Here is a 13,432-nt window from a genome sequence, read left to right on the forward strand (position 1 = left end):
TTACTATTATTAATCACAACTATATCTTTTATACTAAAATAAGGTAGTTTTAAAAGTAAAGTTAACGATATTATTAAAAGTACAGAAGTTAAAAGAAAAAACTTTATAATGGTTTTTTTTCTTTTTCTCTTTTTAATAAGATTTTCCCTATTTTCAATTATATATTTGCTTTCTTCTAAATAAGTTACATTATTTTTTTTATTATTTTTCTCCATAACTTCCTCATCTCTCTAAATCAAATCTAAGTCAGAAAAAATTGTTGAAAAACATTAATCTATCTATATATTTTATCATAATATAAATTAGCATACCAGTAGGTATGCTAATTTATATTGCTCTGCCTAGAAATGTTTAATAATATTCCCATTGCAGCCATATTAAATAATAATGCAGATCCTCCATAGCTTATAAAGGGCAATGGTACCCCTGTTACTGGCATAGAACCAGTGGCAACTGCTATGTTAATGAGAGCTTGAACTCCCACTACAGATGTTATTCCTATAGCCAAAATACTGCCATAAACATCTGCAGCCTTTATAGCAACTTTTATACCTCTCCATACAAATACTATAAATAAAGTTATTATGAATATACACCCTATTAATCCTAATTCTTCTCCTATAACTGAAAATATAAAGTCATTGTGAGGTTCCGGCATAAAGTTCTTTTGCCTTGATCTTGTAAAACCTACTCCTAAAATTCCTCCAGATCCTAAGGAAAGCAGTGATTGTATTAATTGATATCCTGTCTTTTTGGGATCTAACCACGGATTTCTAAAACTCATAAGCCTAGCCAATCTGTAATCTTCTGTTATTGTAAATACAACCCCTGCAGCAACTAAAAGAGAGCCCAAGCCAATTAAATGTATCATTTTTGCTCCAGAACAAAATAATATTATAACCGTAACTATCATTATTACAGATGCTATACTAAGGTTTTTTTCCTTTAAAACTAATGCTGCATAAACACCTGATACCAAAAGGAAGGGAAAAATTCCATAAATTAAACTTTTAACTTTTTCTCCTTTTCTTTCTATACTTTTAGCCATATAAAGTACTACAGTATATTTAGCTATTTCTGATGGCTGAATAGTTAACGGTCCTAATCTTATCCACCTTTGAGCATTATTCACTGGTGGAAATGCAAATACTGCCAGTAATAACACTATTGTCATTAACATAATTATTTCATTATATTTTTTTAATATATGATAATCTATATTTAATATAATTATCATAAAAATAAATCCCAAAATAGAAAAAGCAAACTGCTTTTTAAAAAAGAAGAATCCATCCTTTTGGAAATAAAGAGCGCTATTATAACTAGCACTTCCTACTATCACTACCCCTATTGTTACTAAAAGAATTATTGTAGTAAATAAAACAAAATCTATCTTTCCTTTTTTTAATTTGGGTATATTCATGCTATATCCTCCTGATTAATTACTTATAAGTTTGTCAAGGATAAGAAAGCTACCAAACATAGTATAGTTGTAATTATACTAAACATTGACACAACTTTTGTTTCATGCCATCCACTTAGCTCAAAGTGATGATGAATAGGACTCATTTTAAATACCCTTTTACCTGTTAATTTGAAGGAAGTAACTTGTATAATTACTGATAATGCTTCCAATACATATATTCCTCCAACTATTAAAACTATCAAAGGTAACTTAAGCATCATTGCTACTGCTGCCACAGCTCCCCCTAATGCCAAAGATCCAGTGTCTCCCATAAATACTGCTGCTGGAAAAGCATTGTATCTTAAAAATCCTAAAAGTGCTCCTGCTGTAGTAGCACAAAATATTGCTATTTTATATTCTCCCATAGCAAAGCTTACTAGAGCAAAGAAGGTCATAACTAAAAGTGTAACAGAAGAAGCTAAACCATCTAGTCCATCAGTTAAGTTAACAGCATTAGTGGTGGCTGCAAAATAGAAAATAATAAACGGTATATAAAAACTTCCCAAATTCCATGTTTTGTTTGCAAATGGCATTATTATTGAAGTTCCTACATTGTTAGCTCCGTAAAATGCTAACACTCCAGAGGCTACCAATAAAAGTATCATTTTCTGATAAGCTCTTAATCCTAAATTATTTTTGTGAATTATTTTAAGTATGTCATCTAAAAATCCTATGGCTCCAAAGGCAATAAAGGAATATAAAACTACCATGGACTTATCCTGTGGATTTCTAATGGCAACAATCATTGTTATGGTAACAGAAATTATAAATATGATACCTCCCATAGTAGGGGTACCTGATTTTTTCATGTGACTTTTAGGTCCTTCTTCTCTTATTATTTGTCCAAACTTTAATTTATGAAGCATAGGAATTAACAAGGGACCTCCAATTAAAGATATTAAAAATGCAACTAATAGCCAATATATCATTACTTTCATATTTACACCTTCTTTAGCAATTTATTTTCTGAAGTTTTTCTACTACATTTTCAAATTTCATGTATCTTGAAGCTTTTACTAAAACATAGTCATCCTCTTGTAAAAAGTTATCCATATACTGCTCTAGTTCTTCTAAATTATTGAAATGTTTAAAGTTTTCTTCACCAAATCCCTCTTTAAAAGCTTCTTTAAATTCTCCCATTGAGAATAAGTAATCTATTCCTTTTTCCTTTGCATATTCCGCTACCTGTCTATGTGCTTCATAAGCCATATGTCCTAATTCCCTCATGGTTCCAAGTATAGCTATTTTTCTATTACATTTTACATTTACAAGCACATCTACAGCAGCCCTTACAGAATCAGGGCTTGAATTATAACAATCATTTATTATGGTAAACTTTTCACCTCTTATAAAATCCAATCTCATAGAAGTAGCCTCTATATTTTTAAATCCTGCTATTATATCTTCATAAGCTACTCCTAGTTTTATAGCACAAGCAATGGCAAGCAATGAATTATATACATTATGTTTACCAAGCATATCTAAAGTTATTTTTTTAATACCACTTGAAGATTTTTCTTTTAAGTCGTATGAAATTCCTTCTTCATTTAATATTATATTTTCAGCCCAGTATTGATTATTCCTATTTATTCCAACCTTAATTAAATTAAAATTGTTTTCTTTAATATTTGATAAAAATTCATCATCACCATTTACAATTAAAGTGTTTTCACTTTTGAAGAAATCTACTATCTCCATTTTTGCCTTAAGTATATTTTCTCTAGTCTTTAAATTTTCTATATGTGAAACACCTATATTTGTTATAATGGCCACATCTGGCTTTGCCACCTCCGAAAGCCTATGAATTTCACCTAAGTTACTCATACCCATTTCTAATACTGCTACTTCATAGGTATTATCTAAAGACATAATCATAAGTGGAAGACCTATTTCATTATTAAAGTTACCCTTGGTTTTAAAAACTTTATATTTTTGGCTTAAAGCTGCAGCTACCACATCTTTAGTAGATGTTTTTCCTGTTGAACCAGTAATGCCCACAATCTTTAAGTTTAATTTTTCTCTATAGTATTTAGCTAAATCCATCAATGCTTTATATGTATTTTTAACTAATATAATAGAAGTTTCTTCTTTAATATTATCCTTATTAAAGTTAACATCATTAACAATACAAAGAGTTGCTCCTTTATTACTAGCTTCTTCTATAAACTCATTGGCATCAAATCTTTCTCCCTTTAGAGCTATAAATATATCTCCTTCTTTTAAACTTCTAGTATCAGTATTAACTTTTGTGAATTTTTCACTTTTACCCTTTAAAATTATTTCTCCCTTTACTGCATTTTGTATTTCTTGTAAAGTTAATTTTTCCACCTAAAACAGCTCCTTTACTATCTCAGCAATAACTTCTCTTTCGTCAAAGTGAATAGTTTCATTTTTAAGCACTTGATAATCTTCATGGCCTTTTCCTGCAACTACAATAACATCTCCTTTTTTAGCTATTTCCATAGCTTTTTTAATTCCCTCTCTTCTATCAGCAATAACAATATAATTTTCTTTAGTTATGCCTCTAACTATATCCTCTATTATCTTATCAGGATCTTCAGTTCTAGGATTATCTGAAGTTATTATAGCTACATCGCTTAATCCAGCACCTATTTCTCCCATTATAGGTCTTTTAGTTTTATCTCTATCTCCTCCACATCCAAATACACTTATAAGTCTGCCTTTTGTAAATTCCCTAGCTGTTTCTAATATATTTTGGAGTCCATCTGGAGTATGTGCATAATCTACTATCACATCAAAACCTAAATTGTATTGCTTTGTAACTATTTCACATCTTCCTGGCACTTGAACTTTATTAAGCCCTTTTATAACTTTATTAATGTCTATGCCTTCATTTAAACATGCAGCAGCACTTCCTAATGCATTATACACATTATAATTTCCTGGTATCTGCAAATCTATATTTTCATATATATCTCCATACAAAATTTTAAACTGGGCACCTCTAGGATGTATTTCTATATGTTCAGCTTTTATATCTGCATTTTTATGAATTCCATAAGTTAATTTTCTATTATTTACATCTGATAATATTTTTTCACCATAGGAGTCATCTATATTCACAATAGCATTAGCACTATTTTTAAATAATTCCAATTTAGCTCCATAATAATTTTCAAAGGTCTTGTGGAAATCCAAATGGTCTTGAGTTAAATTTGTAAATATTCCTTGGCAAAACTTCACTCCATATACCCTATTTAAGCTTAAGGAATGGGAAGACACCTCCATAACACAGTAATGTACACCTTTATCAACCATTTTTTTAAATAACTCATGTAATTCCAATGATTCAGGTGTAGTCCTTTCAGAATGTAGTTTTTCATTCCCTATATAATTAGCTATAGTACCTATTAATCCAACTTTGTACCCAGCTTCCTCTAAAATACTTTTTATCATAAATGCTGAAGTTGTTTTTCCATTGGTACCTGTTATGCCTATTATTTTCATTTTTTCAGCTGGCCTGCCATAGAAATTTGCGGAGCATAAAGCCAGCGCTTTTCTTCCATCCTCCACCTTTATAACAGTAGCATTATCTATAGTTTCTTCCACATATTCTTCACATACAATGGCACTGGCACCCTTTTGCAACGCTGAAGAAATAAACTTGTGCCCGTCTACATTGAAACCTTTAATACAAAAAAACACATCTCCCTTTTGTATCTTTCTAGAATCATATTGAATACTGTTTATTTCTAAATCATCATTTCCTTGCAATACACTATAATCTAAATCTTCTAGTAATTTTTTTAACTTCATAAAACCACTCCATTTCACTAGCAATACAAATGCTGTTGACAAATATAATAATTTTGTCAACAGCCTAATATTAATCGCCTATCACATTAAGGTGTAAATTTATTAAGGTTCCTTTAGATACCTTTTCACCTGGTTTTATACTTTGCTCAGACACTAGTCCCTGGCCAGTATACTCAACCCTTAAGCCTAATTCTCTTAAAATTTTAGAAGCACTTTCCTGTGTACATCCAAATAAATTAGGAACCGCTACTTCCTTATTATAATTTCCGCCATTTCCACTGTAAAGTATTATTTTAGAGTTTTCTTTTACAGTATATCCAGGTTTAGGGTTTATATCTTGTATATACTCCCCATCTCCTTCTATATCAGCACTTAATCCATTATCCTTTAATATTTTTAAGGCATCACTCTTTTTCATTCCCCTAATTTCAGGCACTATTACGTCTTTTAACAAACTTTTAGCTATCTCTTCTCCACTAGCATCTGTTTTAAATGCTAGATAATTGAAAATATCATAAAAAACTTGTTTAGCTACTACTGTTGCTATTTGTCCTGCATAATAATTAGATGGATCTGGTTCATCTATAGATACCATAATAGATATCTTAGGGTTATTAGCTGGAGCCATTCCTCCAAAGGACGCTATATATTTGCCGCTTGCATATTTTCCATTTATAACCTTTTGAGCTGTTCCTGTTTTACCAGCTATATGATATCCATCTATAAAGGCTTTTCTTCCTCCACCCTCTGAAATTACCTTTTCTAGATATCCTCTCAACTGTTCTGCTATATTTTTATCTATAATTTGCTTTTGATCATATTTATCATATTCTTTATAAACCACTTCTTTACCTTCAATATTTCTAGATATTTCTTTTAGCATATGAGGTCTTATCCATTTTCCTCCGTTAGCAATGGCATTGAATGCAGTCATATATTGAATACAGGATACAGTATTAGTTTGGCCAAAAGATATAGTTGCTAAATCTGTATTAGTTATTTTTTCTGTAGGTTTTATTATTCCAACAGCTTCTCCATTTAAATCTATACCAGTTTTTTTGCCAAATCCAAAAGCCTTTATATATTTATTTAATTTTTCAGCCCCTACCTTTTCTCCCACGTCCATAAATCCTACGTTACAGGAATTTTTAAGTATATCCACAAAGCTCTGGGTTCCATGTCCTGAAGTTTTCCAGCAACGTATAGTATTGCTTCCAATCCTTCTAGATCCATTACATACTACGCTATAACTGCTAGGCTCAATTACTTTTTCACTTAATGCTGCTGTAGCTGTAACTACTTTAAATATGGAACCTGGCTCAAAAGTATCACTTACTATTCTATTTCTCCATTTTTGTTGCAATTCTTCATAGGAAAGATTTTCTTCCCATGGATTATTGGGATTATAATCTGGTTTATTAACCATAGCAAGTACTTCACCATTACTAGGATCCATAACTAATATGGAAACTGCCTTTGCTTTATTTACTCTTAAAGCTTCATCTGCAGCTTTTTCTGCAAAATGTTGTATCATTTGGTCTATTGTAAGCACTACATCATATCCATCTATAGGTTTTTCATATCTAGCTATGGAATAAGGCAGATCTTTTCTTCTACTGTCTGTTTCAGAAATTTTTTTTCCCTTAGTACCTCTTAAGTATTCATCATAAACAAGTTCTATGCCTGTCAATCCTTTTCCATCAGAATTAGTGTGACCCATGGCATGAGCTAAAAAATTCCCGTTAGGATAGTATCTCTTGGTATCTCCCGAAATAACTACCCCTTCAATATCTAAATTTCTTACCTTATCTGCTTTTTCCTTTTCAATTCTTCTTGCTAATATGGCAGCTCCTATTTGTTTGCCATTTATTGTTTTCTTTATAGTTTTCAATACCTCTAATTGATCCATATCCAAGGCCTCTGCCAATTTTTTACTCACAGCAACCTCAGATATCTTTTTATCTTTCATATAAGCTCTTAATGTATTTAAATCTAAATCCACCCTGTATACATTGGCGCTTATAGCTAACTCATTGCCGTTTCTATCTAGTATATCTCCTCTTTTAGGATCAATCTGCACAATGCTAGTCCATTGAGAAACTGCCTTTTTCTTATATTCTGGAGACTTATATACCATTAGATAAAACAGTCTAGAAACCAGTGCAAAAAAAACCAAAAGGAAAATTAAAAATACCCATACCATTCTCTTTCGCATTGTTCCTCTATCTTTATAAATTCTTTTTGCCAAACTACTACCTCCATTAGAATAACTTGCTCTTAATAAATTCTATAAAAGATAATTTTTTTGTATCTTTCTTCTGAAGTTTATTATCTTTAAAATATTTAGTATCTAAATCACAATAAATTGCCTGACCTAAATTTGGCCTTTCCATATTTAATTTTTTAACAGCTATTTCTTCAATGTACTTAATATTATCATATTTTAATAGCTCAACTTTTAAATTTTCATTTTCCTTACCTATGGTTGCTATTTGATTTTGCATGGTTATAGATTCTTGTCTTAAATTACAAATATATGCAAAACGCATAACTAAAATAATGCCCATGGAAAATCCAATTCCTATACTTAACATAATTTTTAACTTATTTTTTACTAATTTTTCTTTTCTTTTATTTATTAGTTCTATTTCCTTCTGTTGTTGCTTTCTACGTTCCTGTTGGTAGTCTCTTTCTTCTCTTTTAGGTACTAATGCCGTGCTTCCATCTACTATATTGTTTTTATTCATCAATATCAATTTATTCACCCCTATTTCATTTTAGAACTATACTTTTTCCCCAACCCTTAATTTTGCACTTTTACTTCTTGAATTATTCTGTAATTCCTCTTCTGATGCCACTATTGGTTTTCTATTTATAACTTTAAGTGTTTGTTTCTTTCCACAAACACATACTGGAAAATCTTTAGGACAAGTACATGGATTTTGTAATTGATTAAATTTATTCTTTACAATTCTATCTTCTAAAGAGTGAAAAGTTATTATTGCTATTCTTCCATTTGTATTTAATCTATTTACTCCATCCTCTATTGCTTTGTCCAATATGTATAATTCTCTATTAACTTCAATTCTTATGGCTTGGAATGTCCTCTTTGCTGGATGACCTTCTCTTCTAAATTTAGCTGGAATAGAATTCCTAATCACATCCACTAACTGAAGAGTTGTTTCTATTGGCTTTTCAGTTCTTTCTTTTACTATATTAAAGGCAATCCTCTTTGCAAACTTTTCCTCGCCATACTCTTTTATTATTCTATATAGTTCTTTTTCTTCATATCCATTTACTACATCGTAAGCTGAAAAATCATTTTCCCTGTTCATTCTCATGTCTAAAGGAGCGTCTTGCATGTAGCTAAATCCTCTTTCTCCCTCATCTAATTGGTGTGAGGAAACTCCTAAATCCATTAAAATACCATCTACTTTTTCTATGCTTAAGCCTTCAAGTATCTCCTCTATGTTATAAAAATTATCATGTACATATGTAACATTTTTAAAGTCCTTTAGTTTTTCACCTGCTGCTTTTAAAGCATTAGTATCTTGATCAATACCTATAAGCCTGCCCTTGGGTGATAATCTATTAAGTATTTCTATAGAGTGACCACCACCGCCTAATGTACAATCCACATATATACCATCTTCTTTAATGTCTAATCCGTCTATTACTTCATCTAATAATACTGATATGTGTTTGAAATTCATATTACTTCTCCTTAAATTTAATTTATATGCCAAGTTCACTCATTTGTTCCGCTATGGAATCAAAATCTACGTTAGAATTATTATATTCATCCCAATTTTCCTTGCTCCAAATTTCAATTCTAGTTGCTACACCTATACTTACTATTTCCTTTTTTATATTGCCGTATTCACATAAACTTTGAGGTATTAAAACCCTTCCCTGTTTATCAGGTGTAACTTCATTGGCTCCAGAAAAGAAAAATCTCACAAAGGTTCTAGCATTTTTATTAGTTAAAGGAAGCCCTTTTAATTTTTCCTCTAATTTTGCCCATTCATCCATAGGGTATGCATAAATGCAACCATCTAATCCCTTGGTTAGCACAAACTTATCCCCTAACCCTTCTCTAAGTTTAGAGGGCACTATCATTCTATTTTTACTATCTAAAGCATGTTGATACTCCCCTATAAACATACACTTACCTCCATGGACTACTTTGCTCCACTTTGCTCCACTTTTAACCACTAATACACTATTCTATATTAAAGTTAAAATTCCTTCAACATAATATATATTTTTTTTAAATATTTTTTTAAAATTATTAAATTTATCATAGCAACTACCATATATACTATTTCCGCTTTATTAGAATGGCTTAAAGTCTATTTTCCTTGAAATGAATTTAATTCTAGAGTATAATTTTACTTGACTTATAAACAAACATTATAAGTCAAATATTAAATGGATAATTATAAATTAGTATTATATACATTATTAATGTAAGAAAGGAATGTACATAGATATGAAATTAGGAATCGTTGGTTTACCAAACATAGGTAAAAGCACTTTATTTAATGCTATTACTAAAGCAGGAGCAGAATCTGCTAACTACCCATTTTGTACTATAGAACCAAATGTAGGAGTAGTGGCAGTTCCAGATAAAAGACTTGATGTTTTAGAAAAAATGTATTCTGCCAGAAAAAAAACTCATACTAGCATTGAATTCTACGATATAGCTGGTCTTGTAAAAGGTGCCAGCAAAGGTGAGGGGCTTGGAAATAAATTTTTATCTCATATAAGAGAGGTTTCTTCCATAGTTCATGTAGTTAGATGCTTTGAAGATGAAAATATAGTGCATGTAGATGGTTCTGTAGATCCTATAAGAGATATAGAAACTATAAATCTTGAACTAGTATTTGCAGATATTGAAGTTTTAGAAAGAAGATTAGAAAAAGCTAATAAACTAGCTCGTTCTGGAGATAAAAAAGCTAAAACTGAATTAGAATTAATGGAAAAATTAAAAGCTCATTTAGAAAACAATAAGCCTATAAGAACTTTAGAATTAACTGATGAGGAAAAAGTTATTGTAGATGGATTATTTCTTTTAACTTCAAAGCCAGTTTTATATGTGGCTAACATATGTGAAGATGACTTATTATCTGGAAACGTGGAAACTCCATTAGTTCAAAAGGTTAAAGCTTATGCTAAAGAAGAAAATTCTGAAGTGGTAACTATATGTGCCCGTCTTGAAGAAGAACTTTCAACTTTAGATGATGAAGAAAAAAATGAAATGCTTCAAGAATATGGTCTTGAAGAGCCAGGATTAAATAAATTAATTCACGCCAGCTATAAACTTCTAGGTCTTATAAGCTTCCTAACTGCTGGCGAACAAGAAGTACGTGCTTGGACAATAGTAAATGGTACAAAGGCACCAGCTGCAGCTGGTAAAATTCACTCCGATATAGAAAGAGGATTTATAAGAGCTGAAATAGTGACCTACGATAAATTAATTGAGTGCGGCTCAGAAGCTGCAGCTAAGGAAAAAGGCTGCTACCGCCTAGAAGGTAAAGATTATGTAATGCAAGATGGCGATGTGGTATTATTTAGATTTAACGTGTAAAATAGTATGTAAAACAGCACCCCAAGGGTGCTGTTTTTTCCATTATTGTAATCTATTGCACCCATAGGTGCTTTTTTTACTCCTTCTTTTACTCTTTCTTTTACTCTTTCTTTTACTCCTTCTTTTACTCTTTCTTTTTCCCCTTTGAATATTTTTTAACTTCCCTTTGCATGGTACTTAATATAAATTCCTTATCTTTATCTAAAAGTATATCTGTCCCATCAAATATATTCTCTATACTATATATAGAAAAATCTCCTTTAGATATGGCATCCTCCACTTCTTTCTTTAATACTAAATTATCTATATTAGCTTCCGGTATTATTACTCCCTTCCCCTTTATAGAGTGGATTTCTTTACATACATTAAAAAATCCCTCAATTTTTTCATTAACTCCACCTACCGGTTGAACATTTCCAAACTGATCTAGAGAGCCTGTAACTGCTATATTCTGTTTTATGGGTAATCTGCACAAGGCAGATATAATTCCTACTCCTTCTGCTACAGATGCACTATCTCCCTCTAAATATCCATATAATTGTTCAAAACTTATGTGAAAATCTACAGGTAAAGAATCGTATCCTCCTAATAGATTATTTATAAGCCCTTTCAATATATTTATAGATTTTCTGTGTATGTTGCCACTTAAGTCACTTTCCTTTTGCACATCAAATATATTTCCATTTCCCCTGTAGCAACTGCAAGTTATTCTTATGGGTTTTCCAATTCTAAAATATTCCCCATCTATAACAGACAATCCATTTATCTGACCTATCTTACTTTCATTTACAGATATAAATTGTTTTTTTTCTTTATAGCTATTTAATATATTTTTTTCTATTATCTCCTCTTTATAAACTGCCTCTAACACATCATCTCTACTAATAAAATTTTGATCTTTTTCCTGTGCATTACAATTTGATAAAATTGTAACTTTTTTAATTTCATCCTTATCTAAATATATTTTTTTATTACTTTCCACCATTCTAGATAAATACTTAACTATCTCTTCTACTGCATCATTTCTTAAATCTAATATTTTCTCACACTGACATATACTTTTTATATTCTGCATTACTACACCTATGGATTTTTCTTCTATATCTCCTACAGGATAATATTCTGCCCTAATCTTAAACAACTTTTTAAAATCCTCATCATATCTATACAATAAATTATAGGTTTCTTCATCCCCTATTAATATAATTTTAGTTTTAATTCCTATAGGTTCTGGGTTCAGTCCACTTAAAGATAAAATCTCTAAATAACCTTTATTATAATTAAAATCCACCATTCCTGTAATAAGGAATTTTTTAAAATAATAATATGAGTTAGCACTAGAAAGTAAATCTTTTATCCTGATTATTACACATCCACCATTTGCTTTTAATAGTGTTCCTCCCTTTATTAAACTTATATCCGTAGTATATGTTCCATTTTTATTTTCATATTCAATACTACCTATTAAGTTTTGAATACTAGGATCTTCTTCAAATATACATTGAGGATTTTTATTACAGGCATTATCCACTAATACATTTACCTTAAACCTATCTAATACGCCATTTATACTGTCCTCATCATTACTATAATTAGAAGAATAATTTTCTACTATACTTTCTTCAATATCCTCACAAACCTTTTCTAAAAATCTTAAAGCTTCTTTTTCTTCTTTAAAAATTTTTTTATATTTTACTTTTGTTTCGTAGCTTTTTTCTTCGTAATATAATTTAAATATAGTTTTAATCTTATCAATACTACTATCTTCTAAGTCTTTCAACTCTTCTATAATTTCTCTAGACTTTTCTTTCAACTCTGATATATTATCTAATATATGCTTTTTTTCTTCTTCACCTAATTCATCATACTCATTTTCTGTCATTTCCTTGCCATTATCTAAAGGTATAAATGTAAATCCATTATGCACAGCTTTCATGTGAAATCCTTTTTCTTTAGACATAATAATAAGTCTTTCTATTGCATCATTTCTCTTGCTATCTATTAAATCTATTATTTCTTCCTTTTCTTTACTAGCCGAATTATTGTAAAAATCAAAGGTTATACTAAAATAAAAATTTTTTATTTCCTCTACTATTTCCTTAAGTAGGTTTCCCATGGCTGCACCTAAAAATAGTGGCCTTGGGCGTCTATCCTCTTCATCCGTTATATAACATATATCCTTTGGGGATTTTTTATTTTTATATATTTCATTTGCAAAATCAGCTATATTTTTGACTTTTTCTTTTGAAAAATCATCTATTAAATATAAATTATAACCCTCATTATTTATACTAAGTGCTGTTTTTATAGCTTTAAATACATCCTTATAATATAAATTCTTTTCTATGTCCCTTATATTTAAGCTATTTAACTCTACATTATAAACCACTTCTTTAGGAGTTAATTTTCTATACATGTTTCTTCCCCCTTAATGAACTTCTTTAATATATTAGTATTCTTTAAAGTTTATTTTAGGAACAAAAATAGAAAAAACTCTTGTAATACAAATTCCAATTTACAAGAGTTTTAAATTAACCCTATACAAATATACTTTTTAATATTATAATTTATAATGAAGTTGTTGCACTTATTTGCTAGTA

10 protein-coding genes and 1 pseudogene are annotated in these 13,432 nt (G+C 30.1%); 1 reads left to right on the forward strand and 10 read right to left on the reverse strand.

All coding sequences use genetic code 11. The features are described 5' to 3' along the window. From FGK85_RS00005 to mraZ, 9 genes and pseudogenes are all read right to left on the reverse strand, one after another. Positions 1-215, reverse strand: a pseudogene (locus FGK85_RS00005) (hypothetical protein); the annotation flags it as partial. 107 nt (positions 216-322) lie between these two features. Then, entirely contained in the window at positions 323-1,423 is a 1,101-nt protein-coding gene (gene spoVE, locus FGK85_RS00010; protein WP_138202574.1) for a stage V sporulation protein E, read from the reverse strand. A gap of 23 nt (positions 1,424-1,446) precedes the next feature. Then, positions 1,447-2,403, reverse strand: a complete 957-nt coding sequence (gene mraY, locus FGK85_RS00015; protein ID WP_138202576.1) for a phospho-N-acetylmuramoyl-pentapeptide-transferase — start codon at positions 2,401-2,403, stop codon at positions 1,447-1,449. 13 nt (positions 2,404-2,416) lie between these two features. After that, complete coding sequence (locus tag FGK85_RS00020; protein ID WP_138202578.1) at positions 2,417-3,793, reverse strand: UDP-N-acetylmuramoyl-tripeptide--D-alanyl-D-alanine ligase; 1,377 nt, start codon at positions 3,791-3,793, stop codon at positions 2,417-2,419. Beyond that, entirely contained in the window at positions 3,794-5,242 is a 1,449-nt protein-coding gene (locus FGK85_RS00025; RefSeq protein WP_138202580.1) for a UDP-N-acetylmuramoyl-L-alanyl-D-glutamate--2,6-diaminopimelate ligase, read from the reverse strand. It abuts the gene before it with no gap. A gap of 70 nt (positions 5,243-5,312) precedes the next feature. Further along, positions 5,313-7,490 (reverse strand): stage V sporulation protein D, encoded by a 2,178-nt coding sequence (locus FGK85_RS00030; RefSeq protein WP_138202582.1) that lies wholly within the window; start codon positions 7,488-7,490, stop codon positions 5,313-5,315. A gap of 13 nt (positions 7,491-7,503) precedes the next feature. Beyond that, complete coding sequence (locus tag FGK85_RS00035) at positions 7,504-7,998, reverse strand: cell division protein FtsL (RefSeq protein ID WP_138202584.1); 495 nt, start codon at positions 7,996-7,998, stop codon at positions 7,504-7,506. Positions 7,999-8,025: 27 nt separating this feature from the next. Next, positions 8,026-8,955, reverse strand: coding sequence for a 16S rRNA (cytosine(1402)-N(4))-methyltransferase RsmH (gene rsmH, locus FGK85_RS00040; RefSeq protein WP_138202586.1), 930 nt, complete (start codon positions 8,953-8,955; stop codon positions 8,026-8,028). 22 nt (positions 8,956-8,977) lie between these two features. After that, positions 8,978-9,406: a division/cell wall cluster transcriptional repressor MraZ gene (gene mraZ / locus FGK85_RS00045; protein ID WP_138202588.1), complete on the reverse strand. Its 429-nt coding sequence runs from the start codon at positions 9,404-9,406 to the stop codon at positions 8,978-8,980. 328 nt (positions 9,407-9,734) lie between these two features. On the opposite strand from mraZ, the gene ychF reads away from it, so the two are divergent. Further along, complete coding sequence (gene ychF / locus FGK85_RS00050) at positions 9,735-10,832, forward strand: redox-regulated ATPase YchF (RefSeq protein WP_138202776.1); 1,098 nt, start codon at positions 9,735-9,737, stop codon at positions 10,830-10,832. 124 nt (positions 10,833-10,956) lie between these two features. Here ychF and FGK85_RS00055 read toward each other — a convergent pair whose 3' ends face one another. Continuing rightward, the gene (locus FGK85_RS00055; protein WP_138202590.1) at positions 10,957-13,248 is read right to left on the reverse strand and encodes an AAA family ATPase; all 2,292 of its coding nucleotides are present in this window, start codon (positions 13,246-13,248) and stop codon (positions 10,957-10,959) included. Positions 13,249-13,432 lie beyond the last annotated feature (184 nt).

Source organism: Haloimpatiens lingqiaonensis (assembly GCF_901447495.1).
Classification (GTDB): domain Bacteria; phylum Bacillota; class Clostridia; order Clostridiales; family Clostridiaceae; genus Haloimpatiens; species Haloimpatiens lingqiaonensis.

Bases quoted from the DNA above. Each gene is read 5' to 3' on its own strand.
- spoVE (WP_138202574.1), bottom strand. From the start codon at position 1,423: ATGAATATACCCAAATTAAAAAAAGGAAAGATAGATTTTGTTTTATTT.
- mraY (WP_138202576.1), bottom strand. From the start codon at position 2,403: ATGAAAGTAATGATATATTGGCTATTAGTTGCATTTTTAATATCTTTA.
- FGK85_RS00025 (WP_138202580.1), bottom strand. From the start codon at position 5,242: ATGAAGTTAAAAAAATTACTAGAAGATTTAGATTATAGTGTATTGCAA.
- rsmH (WP_138202586.1), bottom strand. From the start codon at position 8,955: ATGAATTTCAAACACATATCAGTATTATTAGATGAAGTAATAGACGGA.
- mraZ (WP_138202588.1), bottom strand. From the start codon at position 9,406: ATGTTTATAGGGGAGTATCAACATGCTTTAGATAGTAAAAATAGAATG.
- ychF (WP_138202776.1), top strand. From the start codon at position 9,735: ATGAAATTAGGAATCGTTGGTTTACCAAACATAGGTAAAAGCACTTTA.
- FGK85_RS00055 (WP_138202590.1), bottom strand. From the start codon at position 13,248: ATGTATAGAAAATTAACTCCTAAAGAAGTGGTTTATAATGTAGAGTTA.